This is a genomic window from Pseudomonas sp. 2995-3 (genome assembly GCF_002742565.1).
In the GTDB taxonomy this organism is placed as follows: domain Bacteria; phylum Pseudomonadota; class Gammaproteobacteria; order Pseudomonadales; family Pseudomonadaceae; genus Aquipseudomonas; species Aquipseudomonas edaphica.
Genome location: NZ_LJSB01000081.1, coordinates 174,511 through 192,849 on the forward strand (window position 1 = coordinate 174,511; position 18,339 = coordinate 192,849).

General features: G+C 60.5%; 17 protein-coding genes. 12 read left to right on the top strand and 5 right to left on the bottom strand.

Annotation, left to right across the window (positions count from 1 at the left end; translation table 11 throughout):
- The first annotated feature begins 8 nt into the window (after positions 1-8).
- The 10 genes from nuoG (at position 9) to AOA62_RS04925 (ending at position 10,909) form a co-directional block, all read left to right on the top strand.
- Positions 9-2,723, top strand: coding sequence for an NADH-quinone oxidoreductase subunit NuoG (gene nuoG, locus AOA62_RS04880; protein WP_099548029.1), 2,715 nt, complete (start codon positions 9-11; stop codon positions 2,721-2,723).
- Complete coding sequence (gene nuoH, locus AOA62_RS04885; protein WP_017137518.1) at positions 2,720-3,727, top strand: NADH-quinone oxidoreductase subunit NuoH; 1,008 nt, start codon at positions 2,720-2,722, stop codon at positions 3,725-3,727. The genes nuoG and nuoH overlap by 4 nt, the downstream gene beginning before the upstream one ends.
- 11 nt (positions 3,728-3,738) lie before the next feature.
- Positions 3,739-4,287: an NADH-quinone oxidoreductase subunit NuoI gene (nuoI, locus tag AOA62_RS04890; RefSeq protein ID WP_003174725.1), complete on the top strand. Its 549-nt coding sequence runs from the start codon at positions 3,739-3,741 to the stop codon at positions 4,285-4,287.
- A 9-nt stretch (positions 4,288-4,296) separates the two neighbouring features.
- Positions 4,297-4,800 carry an NADH-quinone oxidoreductase subunit J gene (gene nuoJ, locus AOA62_RS04895; protein WP_017137519.1) on the top strand — a complete coding sequence of 168 codons (504 nt, stop codon included), beginning with the start codon at positions 4,297-4,299 and terminating at the stop codon, positions 4,798-4,800.
- A 2-nt stretch (positions 4,801-4,802) separates the two neighbouring features.
- Positions 4,803-5,111, top strand: a complete 309-nt coding sequence (nuoK, locus tag AOA62_RS04900) for an NADH-quinone oxidoreductase subunit NuoK (protein ID WP_017137520.1) — start codon at positions 4,803-4,805, stop codon at positions 5,109-5,111.
- On the top strand, positions 5,108-6,961 hold the full coding sequence (nuoL, locus tag AOA62_RS04905; protein ID WP_017137521.1) for an NADH-quinone oxidoreductase subunit L: 1,854 nt from the start codon (positions 5,108-5,110) through the stop codon (positions 6,959-6,961). The genes nuoK and nuoL overlap by 4 nt, the downstream gene beginning before the upstream one ends.
- A gap of 49 nt (positions 6,962-7,010) precedes the next feature.
- On the top strand, positions 7,011-8,543 hold the full coding sequence (gene nuoM, locus AOA62_RS04910) for an NADH-quinone oxidoreductase subunit M (protein ID WP_017137522.1): 1,533 nt from the start codon (positions 7,011-7,013) through the stop codon (positions 8,541-8,543).
- A 7-nt stretch (positions 8,544-8,550) separates the two neighbouring features.
- A complete protein-coding gene (nuoN, locus tag AOA62_RS04915) occupies positions 8,551-10,014 on the top strand; it encodes an NADH-quinone oxidoreductase subunit NuoN (RefSeq protein WP_099548030.1) in 1,464 nt (487 codons plus the stop codon).
- A gap of 240 nt (positions 10,015-10,254) precedes the next feature.
- Complete coding sequence (locus AOA62_RS04920; protein ID WP_026013737.1) at positions 10,255-10,605, top strand: toxin; 351 nt, start codon at positions 10,255-10,257, stop codon at positions 10,603-10,605.
- The gene (locus AOA62_RS04925) at positions 10,595-10,909 is read left to right on the top strand and encodes a DNA-binding transcriptional regulator (RefSeq protein ID WP_017137525.1); all 315 of its coding nucleotides are present in this window, start codon (positions 10,595-10,597) and stop codon (positions 10,907-10,909) included. The genes AOA62_RS04920 and AOA62_RS04925 overlap by 11 nt, the downstream gene beginning before the upstream one ends.
- A gap of 60 nt (positions 10,910-10,969) precedes the next feature.
- Here the strand turns inward: AOA62_RS04925 and AOA62_RS04930 are convergent, their stop codons facing one another.
- The gene (locus AOA62_RS04930) at positions 10,970-12,004 is read right to left on the bottom strand and encodes an AraC family transcriptional regulator (protein ID WP_017137526.1); all 1,035 of its coding nucleotides are present in this window, start codon (positions 12,002-12,004) and stop codon (positions 10,970-10,972) included.
- 203 nt (positions 12,005-12,207) lie between these two features.
- Between AOA62_RS04930 and AOA62_RS04935 the strand changes: the two genes are divergently transcribed.
- Positions 12,208-13,149, top strand: a complete 942-nt coding sequence (locus AOA62_RS04935; protein ID WP_017137527.1) for a transporter — start codon at positions 12,208-12,210, stop codon at positions 13,147-13,149.
- 166 nt (positions 13,150-13,315) lie between these two features.
- Here AOA62_RS04935 and AOA62_RS04940 read toward each other — a convergent pair whose 3' ends face one another.
- From AOA62_RS04940 to AOA62_RS04960, 4 genes are all read right to left on the bottom strand, one after another.
- A complete protein-coding gene (locus AOA62_RS04940) occupies positions 13,316-14,524 on the bottom strand; it encodes a DSD1 family PLP-dependent enzyme (RefSeq protein ID WP_169988385.1) in 1,209 nt (402 codons plus the stop codon).
- A gap of 59 nt (positions 14,525-14,583) precedes the next feature.
- Entirely contained in the window at positions 14,584-15,912 is a 1,329-nt protein-coding gene (locus AOA62_RS04945; RefSeq protein ID WP_178075617.1) for a D-arabinono-1,4-lactone oxidase, read from the bottom strand.
- Positions 15,913-15,988: 76 nt separating this feature from the next.
- Positions 15,989-16,342: a cytochrome c5 family protein gene (locus tag AOA62_RS04950; RefSeq protein WP_099548032.1), complete on the bottom strand. Its 354-nt coding sequence runs from the start codon at positions 16,340-16,342 to the stop codon at positions 15,989-15,991.
- 429 nt (positions 16,343-16,771) lie between these two features.
- Positions 16,772-17,605: an arylamine N-acetyltransferase gene (locus AOA62_RS04960; protein WP_099548034.1), complete on the bottom strand. Its 834-nt coding sequence runs from the start codon at positions 17,603-17,605 to the stop codon at positions 16,772-16,774.
- A 120-nt stretch (positions 17,606-17,725) separates the two neighbouring features.
- Here AOA62_RS04960 and AOA62_RS04965 point away from each other — a divergent pair, with 120 nt between their 5' ends.
- Positions 17,726-17,962 (top strand): DUF6555 family protein, encoded by a 237-nt coding sequence (locus tag AOA62_RS04965; RefSeq protein ID WP_017137532.1) that lies wholly within the window; start codon positions 17,726-17,728, stop codon positions 17,960-17,962.
- Positions 17,963-18,339: the final 377 nt, after the last annotated feature.

The following is an 18,339-nucleotide window of genomic DNA, read 5'->3' on the forward strand; positions in this document are numbered from 1 at the left end:
TTTGAACCATGGCCACTATCCACGTAGACGGCAAAGCGCTCGAAGTCGATGGGGCAGACAACCTGTTACAGGCATGTCTCTCACTAGGCCTCGACATCCCGTATTTCTGCTGGCACCCCGCGCTTGGTAGCGTTGGTGCCTGTCGCCAGTGCGCGGTCAAGCAGTACACCGACGAGAACGACACCCGTGGTCGTATCGTCATGTCCTGCATGACCCCAGCCACCGACAACACCTGGATCTCCATCGAAGATGAAGAATCCAAGGCGTTCCGCGCCAGTGTCGTCGAATGGCTGATGACCAACCACCCGCATGACTGCCCGGTCTGTGAGGAAGGCGGTCACTGCCACCTGCAAGACATGACGGTGATGACCGGCCACAACGAGCGCCGTTATCGCTTCACCAAGCGCACCCACCAGAACCAGGACCTCGGCCCGTTCATTTCCCACGAAATGAACCGCTGCATTGCCTGCTACCGTTGCGTGCGTTTCTATAAAGACTACGCCGGCGGCACCGACTTGGGCGTCTTCGGCGCCCACGACAACGTGTACTTCGGTCGCATTGAAGACGGCGTGCTCGAAAGCGAGTTCTCCGGCAACCTCACCGAGGTCTGCCCGACCGGTGTGTTCACCGACAAGACTCACTCCGAGCGCTACAACCGTAAGTGGGACATGCAGTTCTCACCGAGCATCTGCCATGGCTGCTCCAGCGGTTGCAACATCTCCCCGGGCGAGCGCTACGGCGAACTGCGTCGCATCGAAAACCGCTTTAACGGTTCGGTCAACCAGTACTTCCTGTGCGACCGTGGCCGTTTCGGCTATGGCTACGTCAACCGCGAAGACCGCCCACGCCAGCCGCTGTTGGCCGGTGGCGCCAAGCTGAGCCTGGACGACGCGCTGGATAAAGCCGCCGACCTGCTGCGCGGCCGCAACATCGTCGGTATCGGTTCGCCGCGTGCCAGCCTCGAAAGCAACTACGCGTTGCGCGAGCTGGTGGGTGCCGAGCACTTCTACTCCGGTATCGAAGCCGGTGAGTTGGAGCGCATCCGCCTGGTCCTGCAAGTGCTGAACGACAGCCCGCTGCCAGTCCCGAACATGCGCGACATCGAAGACCACGATGCGATCTTCGTCCTCGGCGAAGACCTGACCCAGACTGCCGCGCGTATTGCGCTGTCGCTGCGTCAGTCGGTCAAAGGCAAGGCCGAAGACATGGCCGACGCCATGCGCGTACAGCCTTGGCTCGACGCCGCGGTGAAAAACATCGGCCAGCACGCGCTGAACCCGCTGTTTATCGCAAGCCTGGCTGAAACCAAGCTCGACGACATCGCCGAAGAATGCGTTCACGCAGCGCCGGACGACCTGGCCCGCATCGGTTTCGCCGTAGCCCACGCCCTCGACGCCAGCGCGCCTGCCGTCGAAGGCCTGGACGCTGAAGCCGCTGAACTGGCCCAGCGCATCGCCGACGCCCTGCTCGCGGCCAAGCGCCCATTGATCATTGCCGGCACCTCGTTGGGTTCCAAGGCACTGATTGAGGCTGCTGCGAATATCGCGAAGGCCTTGAAGCTGCGCGACAAGAACGGTTCCATCAGCCTGGTCGTGCCGGAAGCCAACAGCCTCGGCTTGGCCATGCTCGGTGGCGAGTCCTTGGACGCCGCCCTGCAAGCGGTAATCGACGGCAATGCCGACGCCATCGTGGTACTGGAAAACGACCTGTACACCCGCACCGATTCAGCCAAGGTCGATGCCGCGCTGGATGCCGCCAAAGTACTGATCGTGGCCGATCACCAGAAGACCGCCACCAGCGAGCGTGCCGACCTGGTGCTGCCAGCCGCCACCTTCGCCGAAGGCGACGGTACCCTGGTCAGCCAGGAAGGCCGCGCCCAGCGCTTCTTCCAGGTGTTCGATCCGAAGTACATGGACGCCAGCATCCTGGTTCACGAAGGCTGGCGTTGGCTGCATGCCCTGCGCGCGACCTTGCTGAACCAGCCGATCGACTGGACCCAGCTCGACCACGTGACCGCAGCGGCCGCCGCAAGCGCGCCGCAATTGGCACGTATCGTCGACGCGGCTCCGTCCGCCTCGTTCCGCATCAAGGGCATGAAACTGGCCCGTGAACCGCTGCGTTACTCCGGCCGTACGGCCATGCGCGCCGACATCAGCGTGCACGAGCCGCGTACCCCGCAAGACCCGGATACCGCGTTTGCCTTCTCCATGGAAGGTTACTCGGGCTCGGTCGAGCCACGTCAGCAGGTGCCATTTGCCTGGTCGCCGGGCTGGAACTCGCCGCAAGCCTGGAACAAGTTCCAGGACGAAGTCGGTGGTCACATCCGCGCTGGCGACCCAGGCACCCGCCTGATCGAAAGCACCGGTGACTCGCTGAACTGGTTCGCTGCGGTGCCGCGACCATTCAACCCGGCCCAGGGCACCTGGCAGGTTGTGCCGTTCTTCCACCTGTTCGGCAGCGAAGAGACCTCTTCCAAAGCTGCGCCGGTGCAAAGTCGCATTCCTGAAGCCTACGTGTCCGTGGCCAAGTCCGAAGCCGACCGCCTGGGCGTCAACGACGGTGCCCTGCTCAGCCTGAACGTGGCTGGCCAGACCCTGCGTCTGCCGCTGCGTATCAATGATGAGTTGGGTGCTGGCCTGGTTGCACTGCCGAAAGGCCTCGCCGGTATTCCGCCTGCGATCTTTGGCCAAACCGTTGACGGTCTGCAGGAGGCAGCGCAATGACCTGGTTCACCCCTGAAGTGATCGACGTGATCATCTCGGTCGTCAAGGCCATCGTGATCCTGTTGGCCGTGGTCGTTGCGGGCGCCCTGCTCAGCTTCGTCGAACGTCGCTTGCTGGGCTGGTGGCAGGACCGTTACGGTCCGAACCGCGTAGGCCCGTTCGGCATGTTCCAGATCGCTGCCGACATGCTGAAAATGTTCTTCAAGGAAGACTGGACCCCGCCGTTTGCCGACAAGGTGATCTTCACCCTGGCACCGGTCGTGGCCATGAGCGCCTTGCTGATCGCCTTCGCGATCATCCCGATCACCCCGACCTGGGGCGTGGCGGACTTGAACATCGGCTTGCTGTTCTTCTTCGCCATGGCCGGTTTGTCGGTCTATGCGGTGCTGTTCGCCGGTTGGTCGAGTAACAACAAGTTCGCCCTGTTGGGCAGCTTGCGGGCTTCGGCCCAGACCGTGTCCTACGAAGTGTTCATGGGCCTGGCGCTGATGGGCATCGTGGTGCAGGTCGGCTCGTTCAACATGCGCGACATCGTCGAGTACCAGGCGCAGAACCTGTGGTTCATCATTCCGCAGTTCTTTGGCTTCTGCACCTTCTTCATCGCTGGCGTCGCCGTGACTCACCGTCACCCGTTCGACCAGCCGGAAGCGGAACAGGAACTGGCTGACGGTTACCACATTGAATACGCCGGCATGAAATGGGGCATGTTCTTCGTTGGCGAATACATCGGCATCATCTTGATCTCGGCCCTGTTGGTCACGCTGTTCTTCGGCGGCTGGCACGGTCCGTTCGGCATCCTGCCGCAGTTGGCGTTCTTCTGGTTCTTCCTGAAGACCGCGTTCTTCATCATGTTGTTTATCCTGCTGCGCGCTTCCATTCCGCGTCCACGATACGACCAGGTGATGGATTTCAGCTGGCGCTTCTGCCTGCCGCTGACCCTGATCAATTTGCTGGTGACGGCTGCCGTTGTGTTGTTGAACACGCCAGCCGGCGCGGTTCAGTGAGGATTTGACCCATGTTCAAATATATTGGCGACATCGTTAAGGGTACCGGTACCCAGTTGCGAAGCCTGGTGATGGTGTTCGGTCACGGCTTTCGCAAACGCGACACCCTGCAATACCCGGAAGAAGCGGTGTACCTGCCGCCGCGCTATCGCGGCCGCATCGTACTGACCCGCGACCCCGATGGCGAAGAGCGTTGTGTAGCCTGCAACCTGTGCGCCGTGGCGTGCCCGGTGGGTTGCATCTCCCTGCAGAAAGCTGAAACAGAAGACGGTCGCTGGTACCCGGACTTCTTCCGCATCAACTTCTCGCGCTGCATTTTCTGTGGCCTCTGCGAGGAAGCTTGCCCGACCACCGCGATCCAGCTGACACCGGATTTCGAGATGGCCGAGTTCAAACGTCAGGACCTGGTGTACGAGAAAGAAGATCTGCTGATCTCTGGTCCCGGTAAAAACCCTGATTACAACTTCTATCGTGTTGCAGGTATGGCCGTTGCCGGTAAGCCGAAGGGCGCCGCACAAAACGAAGCCGAGCCGATCAACGTGAAGAGCTTGCTGCCTTAAGGAAGAAAGATGGAATTCGCTTTCTATTTCGCGTCCGGTATTGCAGTGGTGTCCACGCTTCGCGTGATCACCAACACCAATCCTGTGCACGCCCTGCTCTACCTGATCATTTCGTTGATCGCCGTGGCCATGACCTTTTTCAGCCTCGGCGCACCGTTCGCCGGTGTGCTGGAAGTGATCGCCTACGCCGGCGCCATCATGGTGCTGTTCGTGTTTGTGGTGATGATGCTCAACCTGGGGCCGGCCTCGGTCGCCCAGGAACGCGTCTGGCTCAAGCCCGGCATCTGGCTCGGCCCGGTCATCCTGGCAGCCCTGCTGCTGGGTGAACTGCTGTATGTGCTGTTCGCTCACCAGAGCGGCCAGGCCATCGGCCACACCACCGTAGACGCGAAAGCCGTGGGCGTCAGCCTGTTCGGCCCGTACCTGCTGGTGGTCGAACTGGCTTCGATGCTGCTGCTCGCGGCAGCCATCACCGCCTTCCACTTGGGCCGCAACGAAGCCAAGGAGCAATGACGATGCCTGCTATCCCTTTGGAGCATGGTCTGGCGGTCGCCGGCATCCTGTTCTGCCTTGGCCTGGTCGGCCTGATGGTTCGCCGTAACATTCTGTTCGTGTTGATGAGCCTGGAAATCATGATGAACGCCGCCGCACTGGCGTTCGTTGTTGCAGGTAGCCGATGGGCGCAGCCGGATGGGCAAGTCATGTTCATCCTGGTGATCAGCCTGGCAGCCGCCGAGGCCAGTATTGGCCTGGCGATCCTGCTGCAACTGTATCGTCGCTTCCACACGCTTGATATCGACGCTGCCAGTGAGATGCGCGGATGAACATGATCTTTCTGACTTTCGTATTTCCCCTGATCGGTTTCCTGCTGCTGTCGTTCTCCCGTGGACGCTGGTCGGAAAACCTTTCTGCCTTGATCGGCGTGGGTTCCATTGGCTTGTCGGCGATCGTCGCCGCCTACGTCATCTGGCAATTCAACGTGGCGCCGCCGGAAGGCGGCCACTACACCCTGGTGCTGTGGCAATGGATGTCGGTGGACGGCTTCAAGCCCAACTTCGCCCTCTACGTCGACGGCCTGTCGATCACCATGCTCGGCGTGGTGGTGGGTGTAGGCTTCCTGATCCACCTGTTCGCGTCCTGGTACATGCGTGGTGAGGCCGGCTACTCGCGCTTCTTCTCGTACACCAACCTGTTTATCGCCAGCATGCTGTTCCTGGTACTCGGCGATAACCTGTTGTTCCTGTACTTCGGCTGGGAAGGCGTGGGCCTGTGCTCGTACCTGTTGATCGGTTTCTACTACAGCAACCGCAACAACGGTAACGCGGCACTCAAGGCCTTTATCGTCACCCGCATCGGCGACGTGTTCATGGCCATCGGCCTGTTCATCCTGTTCCAACAAGTGGGCACGCTGAACATCCAGGAACTGCTGGTGCTGGCACCGCAGAAATTCCAGGTTGGTGACTTCTGGATCACCCTGGCGACCCTGATGCTGCTGGGTGGCGCTGTGGGTAAATCCGCACAACTGCCGCTGCAAACCTGGCTGGCGGACGCGATGGCCGGTCCTACGCCGGTGTCGGCGCTGATCCACGCGGCAACCATGGTGACTGCGGGTGTCTACCTGATCGCGCGTACCCACGGCCTGTTCACCCTGGCGCCGGAAATCCTGCATCTTGTAGGGCTGGTCGGTGGTGTGACCCTGGTTCTGGCGGGTTTTGCCGCGCTGGTACAGACCGACATCAAGCGTATCCTCGCCTACTCGACCATGAGCCAGATTGGCTACATGTTCCTGGCCCTGGGCGTTGGCGCCTGGGACGCGGCGATTTTCCACCTGATGACCCACGCCTTCTTCAAGGCCCTGCTGTTCCTTGCCTCCGGTGCAGTGATCGTTGCCTGCCACCACGAGCAGAACATCTTCAAGATGGGCGGCCTGTGGAAGAAACTGCCATTGGCCTACGCCAGCTTCATCGTCGGGGGTGCCGCCCTGGCCGCCCTGCCGTTGGTGACCGCAGGTTTCTACTCCAAGGACGAAATCCTCTGGGAAGCGTTCGCCAGCGGTAACCAGAACCTGCTGTATGCAGGCCTGGTCGGTGCGTTCATGACCTCGCTGTACACCTTCCGCCTGATCTTCATCACCTTCCACGGTGAAGCCAAGACCGAAGCGCACGCAGGCCACGGCATCTCCCACTGGTTGCCACTGTCGGTGCTGATCATCCTGTCGACCTTCATCGGCGCCATGATCACCCCGCCTCTGGCCGGTGTACTGCCGGAAAGCGCCGGGCATGCCGGTGGCGCCGCCAAGCACAGCCTGGAAATCGCCTCGGGCGCCATCGCCATCGCCGGTATCCTGCTGGCCGCGCTGCTGTTCCTGGGCAAGCGTCGCTTCGTGACGGCTGTGGCCAACAGTGGCATTGGTCGCTTCCTGTCAGCCTGGTGGTTCGCTGCGTGGGGCTTCGACTGGATCTACGACAAACTGTTCGTCAAACCTTACCTGGCCATCAGCCACGTACTGCGCAAAGACCCGCTCGACCAGACCATCGGTTTGATCCCGCGAGCCGCCAAGGCCGGTCACACCGCCCTGAGCCGCAGCGAGACCGGTCAACTGCGTTGGTATGCAGCCTCCATGGCCATCGGTGCCGTGCTGGTGATCGGCGCCATCGTTGTGGTAGCGGTCTGACTATGAACCTTTTGAACTTTGCGAACCTGCGAAAGGAAACGAGCCTGTCATGATTCTGCCCTGGCTAATCCTGATCCCCTTTATCGGCGGCCTGCTCTGCTGGATGGGTGAACGCTTCGGCGCCACCCTGCCCCGCTGGATTGCGTTGCTGACCATGTCCCTGGAACTCGCGCTCGGCCTCTGGCTGTGGGCGCACGGTGACTATTCATTCGCTCCGGCACCGGGTGTCGATCCAACCTTCGCGCTTGAATTCAAGCACGTGTGGATCCAGCGCTTCGGCATCAACGTGCACCTGGCCCTCGACGGCCTGTCGCTGTTGATGATTTTGCTGACCGGCTTGCTGGGTATCCTCTCGGTACTCTGCTCCTGGAAAGAAATTCAGCGTCACGTGGGCTTCTTCCACCTGAACCTGATGTGGATTTTGGGCGGCGTTGTCGGCGTGTTCCTGGCGCTGGACCTGTTCATGTTCTTCTTCTTCTGGGAAATGATGCTGGTGCCGATGTACTTCCTCATCGCGCTCTGGGGTCACAGTTCTTCGGACGGCAAGAAAACCCGGATCTACGCGGCGACCAAGTTCTTCATCTTCACCCAGGCTTCCGGCCTGATCATGTTGGTGGCGATCCTGGGTCTGGTACTGGTCAACTTCAACAACACTGGCGTGATTACCTTCAACTACGCCGACCTGTTGAAAACCAAGATGTCGCTGACCACCGAGTACATCCTGATGCTGGGCTTCTTCATCGCCTTCGCGGTGAAGCTGCCGGTGGTGCCGTTCCACTCCTGGTTGCCTGACGCTCACGCCCAGGCACCGACCGCAGGTTCCGTCGACCTCGCCGGTATCCTGCTTAAGACTGCTGCTTATGGCCTGCTGCGTTTCGCCCTGCCACTGTTCCCGAATGCCTCGGCCGAGTTCGCGCCGATCGCCATGACCCTGGGTCTGATCGGGATCTTCTACGGTGCGTTCCTGGCTTTTGCGCAAACCGACATCAAGCGTCTGATTGCCTTCTCGTCCGTTTCCCACATGGGTTTCGTACTGATCGGCATCTACTCCGGCAGCCAACTGGCGCTGCAAGGCGCGGTGATCCAGATGTTGGCCCACGGTGTTTCGGCCGCGGCACTGTTTATCCTCAGTGGTCAGCTGTACGAGCGCCTGCACACCCGTGACATGCGTGAAATGGGTGGCGTGTGGTCGCGCATCGCGTACCTGCCGGCCATCAGCCTGTTCTTCGCCGCCGCATCCCTGGGCTTGCCGGGCACCGGTAACTTCATCGGCGAGTTCCTGATCCTGATGGGTTCGTTCGTACACACGCCGTGGATCAGCGCCATTGCTACCTCGGGCCTGGTGTTTGGTTCGGTCTACTCGCTGATCATGATCCACCGCGCCTACTTCGGCCCGGCCAAGTCCGACACCGTCCTGCAAGGGATGGATGCTCGCGAACTGATCATGGTGCTCGGCCTTGCGGTGCTGCTGATCTACATCGGTGTGTACCCGCAACCGTTCCTGGACACTTCTGCCGCGACGATGCATGGCGTGCAGCAGTGGATCGGCACCGCCTTCTCTCAACTCGCTTCGGCCCGGTAAGAGCGCTATGGAATTCACGATCCAACACTTTATCGCGCTTGCGCCGCTGCTGATTACCAGCCTCACCGTTGTGGCGGTGATGCTGGCAATCGCCTGGCGCCGCAATCACTCGCAAACGTTCCTGCTGTCGTGTGCCGGTCTTAACCTGGCCCTGCTGTCGATCATCCCGGCACTCAAGGTCGCGCCATTGGCCGTGACCCCGCTGATGATGGTCGATGACTTCGCGCTGCTGTACATCGCGTTGATCCTCGTTGCCACCCTGGCCTGCGTCACCCTCGCCCACGCCTACCTCGGCGAAGGCGGCACCGGCTACCCCGGCAACAAGGAAGAGCTGTACCTGCTGATTCTGCTGGCTGCGGCCGGTGGCATCGTGCTGGTCAGCGCTCAGCACCTGGCCGGCTTGTTCATCGGCCTGGAACTGCTGTCGATCCCGACTTACGGCCTGGTGGCCTACGCGTTCTTCAACAAGCGCTCGCTGGAAGCCGGCATCAAGTACATGGTGCTGTCGGCGGCCGGTTCCGCGTTCCTGTTGTTCGGTATGGCGCTGCTCTACGCAGAGGCCGGCAACCTGAGCTTCACCGGTATCGGTCACGCCCTGTCGGCCACCAACATGCCTGCACCGATTGCCCAACTGGGCCTGGCGATGATGCTGATCGGCCTGGCGTTCAAGCTGTCCCTGGTGCCGTTCCACTTGTGGACCCCGGACGTGTACGAAGGCGCCCCGGCGCCAGTGGCGGCGTTCCTGGCCACCGCGTCCAAGGTTGCCGTGTTTGCTGTGATGGTGCGTCTGTTCCAGATCTCGCCTGCGGCCAACACCGGCGTGCTGAGCACCGTGCTGACCGTGATCGCCATTGCGTCGATCCTGTTCGGTAACCTGCTGGCCCTGACCCAGAACAACCTCAAGCGTCTGCTCGGTTATTCCTCCATCGCGCACTTCGGCTACCTGCTGATCGCCCTGGTGGCGAGCAAAGGCCTGGCCGTGGAAGCCATGGGCGTGTACCTGGTCACCTACGTGATCACCAGCCTGGGCGCATTTGGCGTGATCACGTTGATGTCCTCGCCGTTCAAAGGTCGTGATGCCGACGCCCTGTACGAATATCGCGGCCTGTTCTGGCGCCGTCCGTACCTGACCGCCGTGCTTACCGTGATGATGCTGTCCCTGGCCGGTATCCCGCTGACCGCAGGCTTTATCGGCAAGTTCTACATCGTGGCTACCGGTGTTGAAGCCCATGAATGGTGGCTGGTTGCATCCTTGGTACTGGGCAGCGCCATCGGCGTGTTCTACTACCTGCGCGTGATGGTCACCCTGTACCTGATCGAGCCAAACCTGCGCCGTGTGGATGCCGAGTTGCACTGGGAACAGAAGGCAGGCGGCGTGATGCTGCTGGCCATCGCCCTGCTCGCGTTCTTCCTGGGCGTGTACCCACAACCGTTGCTCACCCTGGTGCAGCACGCGGTACTGGGCGTTTGATCGCTTAGCTTGATGCAGTAAACGAAACGGCGCCTTCGGGCGCCGTTTTGCGTTTCTGGACTTTCAATTCTTTTGCCCTCCCCTGTGCGCTGAAATTTCCTTCCTCCTCTACCTCTTTGTCTGGCATCTAGCCGCTGAACCTAGCCGTATGGTGATTGTGTTTTAGGAAAGTTCCCACAGCCAGGTCACTTGACCCCGGGCGCGTGGGCCACCACACTATACGCAGGCTACGTACAGAACATGGATGCTCTATTTATCGAGTTGCCGGCCTTTGAACGGCATCGCAGGGACTATCTGAGTGACGAGCTATTCCAAGGCTTTCAACAGGAGTTGATGAAGAATCCGCAAGCGGGCGACGTCATCGAGGGAACCGGCGGGTTGCGCAAGGTCCGTTTCGTCGATGAGCGACGCAACAAAGGCAAACGCGGAGGCTTGCGGGTCATTTACTACTGGTGGTCGGGCGGCACGCAGTTCTGGTTATTCACCCTGTACGGCAAACACGAACAGGATGACCTTACCCCCAATCACAAGAAAGCCTTAAAACACATGCTGGACAGGGAAATCAAAGCGAGAACACATCATGAAACGTGAAATCTTTTCCGAACTGGTCGAAGGCTTCGACGCCCTGGCCGAAGAACGCCAAGGCAAAGTCACCCTGCGGACCCACAAGGTCCATCTCAACAACCTGGCCCCCCTGAGCGCCGAAGAAGTGGTGGCCGTGCGCCAACAGCTCAACCTCTCGCGCTCGGTGTTCGCCATGTACCTGCGTACCAACGTGCGCACCCTGGAAAACTGGGAACAAGGCCGGGCCAAGCCCAACGCCCAGGCCACCACCTTGATTCGGCTGGTGGCGCGCTTTCCGGAAACCGTGGCGCAGCTCGCGGCCTTGGGTTGATGGACAAAGCCCCGACAGGTTCGGGGCTTCTTCATGCAGGCTTATCGGCTCCCCCGAGGACTAGGCCCCTCCTCCTTCGCCACGAAACGCACTCGGGCTCACCCCTGTCCAGCGCTTGAAGGCCCGCCGAAAACTGCGCACATCGCTATAACCGACTTCCTCGGTAATACGTTCGATCGACAGCCCCGGATTCCCCAGCAACCCCATGGTACGTGCACGTCGCACTTGCTCCTGCAACGCTTCGAACGTCAGCCCGTGTTCGGTCAGGCGCCTGCGCAGGGTGCGCCCACTCATGTTCAAGTCGCCGGCGACCTTCTCCAGCTGGCTGCCCTGCAAATCCCGCGAAATAGCGCGTTCAACGGCCTGGATCAGGTCCATCTTCTGGTGCAACTGCGCGCTCTCCAACTCCAGCAACTCCAGGGCCTGGCGCAACGCCAAGGCGTGGTGATTAGGCAGGCGTTTATCCAGCCAATGCGGGGCCAGCACCATGCGATTGTGCAGGCAGCCAAAGCGCACATCCGCGCCAAACAGGCGTTGGTACTCAGCCTGGTAAGGCGGCGCAGCGTGCACGAACTCCATGCGCAGGGGCATAAACGTCTCCCCCACGAGCGCGCGGCCATACACCATCAGGCTGGCGAAGAACTCTTCGGCCGCAAACACCTGCACCTCGGCAAACGGCAGCAGGCATTCGACGTCGACGTGTACTTCTTCCAAGGTCTCATGGGTACGGGTGGTGGCGATGCCGCCTGAGGTGTGCTGATGGCGCTCGCCAATGGCAAATGCATCGCGCAGGGTTTTGCACAGGGAGATCACATGGCCGAGCAGGCCGAGGGTGCCCAGCACGTTCTGATGCCCCACCCACAGGCCCAGCCCCTGATCGGGAAGCACCTTGAGTGCGCGCTGGATCATCGCCACAGCCTGGCGATAGGAAATACGCTGGGCCGGGTCATCCAGGTCGGCCAGGGTAAACCCCAGGCCTCGGCACAACGCTTCGGCATTCGCGCCCTTTTGCGCTACCACGTGCCCGAGGGTCTGCAACAGGAAGGGCGACACCAGCGCCAATTCAAATTGCGGGTCAACGGCTTTCCTTTGCATGGCTTACGGGTTCCCGACTGAGTACTTCAGTTCTTGTTTTAGAAACATCCTGTTAATCATAGGCGCTTGCAAGAGCCGCTGCATCCTGAGTGAAACCTGTCCGGCAAAGTCCCCCTATCTGGCCGCCAAAACCCTGCCCCGCCGGGCGCTGAAGGCATATTTCTAACGTCAGCGGTGCCCTAACAATAATAAAGAGGCCAGACATGAACCCCACCCGTGCACTTCCCCCCCTGCAACTGGCGTTGTTGAGCCTGCTCAGCCTGCCGGCCCTGGCCACCGAAGGCGGCGTCGACAACATCGGCCCCGGCACCGATGGCTTCTACATCCTGCCGCTGGACGTGAACAACCTGCCCGACCATATGTTCGCGTTCAACCTGTATTACAACCACTACCAGGCACGCAAACTGGACATCAGCTCCCTCGGCGGCAAGGTCTCGCAAGTGCGGATCAAGTCCGACGCGATCATCCCACGCCTGGACTACCTGAGCCCCGTGCGTGTGTTCGGCGGGCGCCTGGGCGGCTACATCGCCCAGCCGTATATCAAGCAACAGGTGTCGCTGTTCGGTATGTCCGACACCCGCGAAAGCATGGGCGACACCACCCTGGCGCCGATCATCCTGTGGGACATGGGCAAAAACCTGACCCTGGCCGCCGCCGTGGAAATCACCCTGCCCACCGGCGAATACGACGCCACGCGCCTGGCCAACACCAGCAACAACTTCTACACCTACAAGCCGCTGGTCTCGGCGACCTGGATGCCCAATGAACGCACCGAACTGTCGATCAAGACCACCTACAGCTTCAACGAAGAAAACCACGACACCGACTACCGCTCCGGCCAGATTTTCCATTTCGACTACTCGGCCAGCTACAAGGTGACCGACAACCTGAGCCTGGGGGTCAACGGCTATTACCTCAAGCAGACCACCGACGATAAGCAGTACGGGCGCACGGTGGTAAACATCTATGGTGATGAAGTGAATGATGGGGTCAAGGGACAAGTGTTTGCCATTGGCCCGGCGGTGTATTTCACCTTCTTGAAATACGCCAGTGCAGAGGTGCGCTGGGCTAAAGAGTTTGATGTGAAGAACCGGCCGGAAGGCGATATGTTGTGGGCCAAGCTCACCATTCCCTTTGCCCTGTAAAAACCCGACTTGAAACAGGAACACTGACTTGTGTGGGAGCTGGCTTGCCTGCGATAGCATCACCGCGGTCTAACCTTGAGACCGAGGCGTCTGCATCGCAGGCAAGCCAGCTCCCACACAAGCCAGCCCCCCAACAATCACACTCCCACATTTCGAGCGCTTTGCGTCAGGCATAAACAGGCCAGGTCTCGACGATTTTCCCGTCCCGCACCCCCAGCAAATCCCCAAACTGCAACAACACAAACTCACTCTGGGTCGGGCGCAAAAACACTTGATCCTCAATATTCAATCCCACCGCTGGCGAGCCGTTGACCATCTCCTGATTGGAACTGCGCCCAAACAGCTCATTGCTTTGCAGCCCCTGCGGCGACTCGAATTGCGCCATCCAGTTACCGCCATAAATAAAGAACGTCTCGCGCTGATTCGGATCCCACCACGAAAACACCCGCGACTTGCCATCCAGCGCCGGAATCTCCACCGACCCGGTGCTTTTCAACACTGGCGTGGCGATAAACGCTGCCGGCACATGCTCGCTCAACGACGGCAAATCGTAATGCGTGGGCTTGAGCAACGCGGTACCCACCGACACCTCGGTACTGAGTGTTTCCTGCTCGTGAATCCGATAGCTGGGGCTGCCAGCCGTGTTCAACGTCAGCCCCTCACGCCATAACCCGGCAAACTGCTGACGGGTGAAATCAACATGGCCGTTGTAGCGCTGCATCACCTGCTCAAACAGCGCCTGGGGCGAACCGAGAATACCCGGCACGCCCATGCCCACAAACGGGTCGTAGCCCATAAATCCGGCAAACTCCAAGTGCTGCGGGTTGGCGCTGATCAGCGTGAGCATCCGCCCCAGCACCGCGTTATCGCTAATGCCGCCGCGATGCAGCCCCACATCCAGCTCGATGTTCACCCGCAACCGCGTGCCCAACCCTTGCGCCAACGCCAGGTAGTGCTGCAACCGCTCTGGCGTGTCCAGTAGCCACTGCAATTGCCTGGCCGGGTCAAACGGACCTTTATGGGTTTGATAAAACAGCTCGGCCGAGCGCACCGGCAACGGCTTGCCCATGAGGATGTCGGCCTCGGGAAACACCTGCGCATCGTGGTTCAGAAACGGTTGATGAAACGACATCAGCCGCGCAGTACCCGCGCGCTTGGCGATATACGCCAGCAACCCCGGCGACGGCAGCGACTTCTCCACCAGGCGCAAATGCTTGCCACCACGCTGCACCGACTGCATCACCACGTCGATATTGTGATCAAGGCGATCCAGGTCGATCAGCATCACCGGGCGCATCGGCCCATGGGCTTTGAGTTCGTCATTAAGACGACGGAAATACTCGCTGTACGGGCCGCCGCGATCACTGGGGCGCAGCCACCAGCCACCCGCCACTGCCGCCACTGCGGCGCCCAGCACAAAATGTCGGCGTTTCATCAGGCCACTCCCAGGATGGATTGCAGGTGCGCATTGAGGAACTTGCCGCTCGGGTCCAGCTCGCGGCGCACGCGGGTGAATTCGTCCCAGCGCGGGTACAGCGACTGCAAGGTGCGCGCGTTAAGGGTGTGCAATTTGCCCCAGTGCGGGCGGCCGGCGTACTTCCAGAAAATCGGCTCCACGGCGGCAAAGAAGTTGTGATGGTCCATGGCGTAATGCTGATGGACCGAAATCGAACAGCTGTCGCGGCCTTCGAACATGCTCAAAGGGATGTCATCGGCCTTGACGTAGCGATACTCGATAGGAAACCAGGTGCGCAGATCCTTGTCGGTGATCAGCTTGAGGATTTCCCGCAGGCACGCCGGGCCATGTTCGGCGGGCACCGAATATTCCATCTCGTTGAAACGCACGTTGCGCACATTGGCATAGACCTGGAACGACTCGGCCACGCGGTCCTGGAAGCTGGCAAAAAAACGCAGGCTGTTGAGCAAGGTGCGGCGGGTGCCCGGGAAATCACTGCCATACTTGTCGAGCTTTTCGATGATCGACACAAACTCATTGCCGCCCGCCTCCGCCGGGTCGACGGGAGGCGTTTCGGGGTCATCGGTTTCGTTGAGGGCGATGGACAGCGCGTAGTCGGAATGGGTGACCACGAGCATTTCCCAGTGCTGGTTTTCGCGGGTGTTCTTGTGCACATCCTCCAGCAACTCTTCGGTCTTGGCGATCCACTGACGCTCACGCAAGCGGTACGGTGCGCGATTCTGCGAGCGGATCTGGGTGACCACGCCCAGCGCACCAAGAGACACGCGCGCGGCGCTGAACAGCTCGGGATGGCGTTGCGCATCGCAGTCCAGCACGGCGCCTTGGGCGGTGACCAGTTGCAGGCCGGTGACGCAACCGGAATACGAGGTAAAGCCCAAGCCGGTGCCATGGGTGGAGGTGGAAATCGCCCCGGCCAGGGTCTGGTAATCGATGTCCGCCATGTTCGGCAGCGCCTGGCCGACGGCCTTGAGCGCCGGCCCCATGCGCGACATCGGCGTGCCGGCGGCAAAGGTCGCTTGCAAGGTGGCGGGGTCATGGTCCAACAGCCCATTGAAGTAACTCAGCGACAGCAAGGTGCCGTCGGTGGGCACCAGGGCACTGAACGAATGTGCCGAGCCTACGGGCCGAATAGTGCTCGGTGCCTGGCGAATCATTTGCACCAATTCATCCAGATCTTTGGGCGCCAGGCGCGCCAGCGGCAGGCAGGTCTGCGCGCCCGACCAGTTGCGCCACGGGATCAACCGTGGCGCGCGGGCCAACTGGGCCAGTACCGGGTTGCTCGACAGGGCCAGAAAAACCCCGGCCACTGCCGAGCGTTGCAAGAGTTGCCGCCGTGAAAGCGCCATCCACCACCTCTTTTTATTATTGGAGTTGAACACCGGCCATAAAGCTGATCAGCGCCAGAAACTGCGCTTCGGAACACTGCATGCACAGCCCCATCGGCGGCATGCCGTTGTAGCCGTTGATGCTGTGGTCCAGCAGCGTGTCGGCGCCCTGGGCGACGCGCGGGCTCCAGGCAGCCTTGTCACCCGCCAACGGCGCGCCGGCCGCCGGGTTGGCGTGGCATAGCTTGCAGCTGGTGTCGTAGACTTGGGCCAGTGCCGGGTCGGTGGGCACGGTCGTGGTCGCAGCAGTGCGTTCGGGGGCAGGTTTGGGCGTGTCGTCACAGGCCGTCAGCAGGCTGAGTACGAGCAACAGTAACGCGGTGCGGGGCATGGCCACCCTCTCTTATTGTGCAGTGGAAGCTGTTTGCACACTAAGGCAGCGAAGGCAGGGCGTTGAGGGTTTTGGGGGACACAAAGGGGGCTTGGGCGGACAGTCGAATGCGGGGCGTAAGGGTTGGTGCGGTCCTTGAGGTCCACCGTGTCGCTGCCACCTTCGAGTTTGAAATCGTTATAGCTGCCCTGCAGGCCCAGGACGGAAATCGGGCCAGTCAGTGCTGCGGCGAACACCACAGCAGGCGCGGTGACCAGCGCCAGCAGTGAGGAACCCTTGAGGAATTTTCCGAATAGCTTGGACATCGTTTTACATCTCCTTGTCTGGTGAGCAAATTATTCAGGAACCGGTTCGAACCTCGGCTTTTGCCAAAGGCTCGAATTAATTTGCATTGACATGAAGGTAAAACGGTTCAGCGAAGGCTCTAGCTCAAGGCTCCCTGGAGTTTTCCATTACTAAGCCATCAAGGGTTTGGCGAAGCTGCGGATGACTTGGCAAACGAATACCGAAGGTGCCCTGCAGCAATTCCAGTAACTCATCAGCACTCTCGACTGCACGCTTTTCGCTGGGCTGGTCAAGGCAGTGAACCGCGTAATTGGCATTGGCCAAGGTATGGCGTTTACCCGGTGCCAATCGCGCCGCTTTCAGCTGACCGACAAAAACGGAAGCCGGGTGCGTCGACACGTACCAATTGCCGATGGTGTAGTCGATATCGGCCTGCACTTGCAGGTCGAACACATATAAGCCACGCCATTCCTCACCCACCTGCGCCCACAGGGTGTAATCGGCACCGTTGAAGGTCAGGCGATAAGGTTCATGGGCGGTGGCCTGGGGCACCTCGGTATCCAGCTGCAACGGACTGCTGGGCACCATGCCGCCGAAGCCGACATCGGTGACATAACGCACGCCGTCCAGGGTCACCAGGCTCAGGCGATGGGTGCGCCCGGTGCGCGCATCAGGCGGCCCGCCCATCACCACCCAGCCGGTAAGCCCGCGGGCGTCGAAGCCCAGCTCCTGCAACAGCGCCAGGAACAGGTAGTTAAGCTCGAAACAGTAACCACCACGACCATCCAGCAAGACCTTTTGCTCGATGCTGGGCAGGTCAATCGGCACCGGTGAATGCAGCAATGTCGACAGGCTCTCAAAGGCGAAGGTGCACACGTGACGCAGCTGCAGGTCTTGCAAGGTTTTGAGCGTGGGTGGCGGGGCTGAGTCGTAGCCCAGACGCTGCAGGTAGAGCTGGCTGTGAGTCAATAGGGACATGGCGCGATCCTTGGGCGCGTGGCGGATGCGTCACTATGCCGCGCCAGTGTGCGACTTGTCATTTTGAGTGAACCTTTTTGAACGCCCGCCTATCCATCTATAACAAGACAGGGAGGCAACATGAGTACCGCAAAAATCTACACCATTCACTATCAACTGCACGGTCAACCGAAGTCCTTTGTGGTACGCGCCGAAGTGATGAATAACGCTGAAGCGTGGCATTGGGCGGCGGTCGATGCTGACATTGCCCATGTCAGCCGCATTGGGCGCGTGGGTCATGAGCAGGTCAAGAAAACTACCCGGCCTTGGGCGGAGAAGTTTGGGATCAGCGAGGTGACCTGGGTGCCGCCCAAGTAGGTTTCGTTTGGATGTGATCAGGCCCCGCTTTTGCGGGGTTTGGTTTGTGGGGGGTGTTGGGGGGTGTGTATCCGTTATTTAGGTAACGGCGGCTTATGGTTCCGCTCTTACAGCGGCTCACTTTTCGAAGGACCGAAAAGTAAGCAAAAGGTCCTCGCCCCAACACTCGGTGCCTCGCTGTGGCTCGGCATGCCCGCAATCCGCCAGTGATTTGGGGGGCCGCCGCGATGGGCCATCCTTGGCCCAGCGCGGCTAAACCGGCATCCCTGCCGGTTTACCCCCCAAATCCCTGTCAGATTCCGGCCATCGTGTTTGACGGGGCGATTTCAGATCAAGATCACGATCAAAAGCGCAGATCAAAAGACCGCTGACTTCGT

Bases quoted from the DNA above. Each gene is read 5' to 3' on its own strand.
- nuoK (WP_017137520.1), top strand. From the start codon at position 4,803: ATGCCTGCTATCCCTTTGGAGCATGGTCTGGCGGTCGCCGGCATCCTG.
- nuoI (WP_003174725.1), top strand. From the start codon at position 3,739: ATGTTCAAATATATTGGCGACATCGTTAAGGGTACCGGTACCCAGTTG.
- AOA62_RS04920 (WP_026013737.1), top strand. From the start codon at position 10,255: ATGGATGCTCTATTTATCGAGTTGCCGGCCTTTGAACGGCATCGCAGG.
- nuoN (WP_099548030.1), top strand. From the start codon at position 8,551: ATGGAATTCACGATCCAACACTTTATCGCGCTTGCGCCGCTGCTGATT.
- AOA62_RS04965 (WP_017137532.1), top strand. From the start codon at position 17,726: ATGAGTACCGCAAAAATCTACACCATTCACTATCAACTGCACGGTCAA.
- AOA62_RS04925 (WP_017137525.1), top strand. From the start codon at position 10,595: ATGAAACGTGAAATCTTTTCCGAACTGGTCGAAGGCTTCGACGCCCTG.
- AOA62_RS04960 (WP_099548034.1), bottom strand. From the start codon at position 17,605: ATGTCCCTATTGACTCACAGCCAGCTCTACCTGCAGCGTCTGGGCTAC.
- AOA62_RS04950 (WP_099548032.1), bottom strand. From the start codon at position 16,342: ATGCCCCGCACCGCGTTACTGTTGCTCGTACTCAGCCTGCTGACGGCC.
- nuoM (WP_017137522.1), top strand. From the start codon at position 7,011: ATGATTCTGCCCTGGCTAATCCTGATCCCCTTTATCGGCGGCCTGCTC.
- nuoJ (WP_017137519.1), top strand. From the start codon at position 4,297: ATGGAATTCGCTTTCTATTTCGCGTCCGGTATTGCAGTGGTGTCCACG.
- nuoG (WP_099548029.1), top strand. From the start codon at position 9: ATGGCCACTATCCACGTAGACGGCAAAGCGCTCGAAGTCGATGGGGCA.
- AOA62_RS04930 (WP_017137526.1), bottom strand. From the start codon at position 12,004: ATGCAAAGGAAAGCCGTTGACCCGCAATTTGAATTGGCGCTGGTGTCG.
- nuoH (WP_017137518.1), top strand. From the start codon at position 2,720: ATGACCTGGTTCACCCCTGAAGTGATCGACGTGATCATCTCGGTCGTC.
- AOA62_RS04935 (WP_017137527.1), top strand. From the start codon at position 12,208: ATGAACCCCACCCGTGCACTTCCCCCCCTGCAACTGGCGTTGTTGAGC.
- nuoL (WP_017137521.1), top strand. From the start codon at position 5,108: ATGAACATGATCTTTCTGACTTTCGTATTTCCCCTGATCGGTTTCCTG.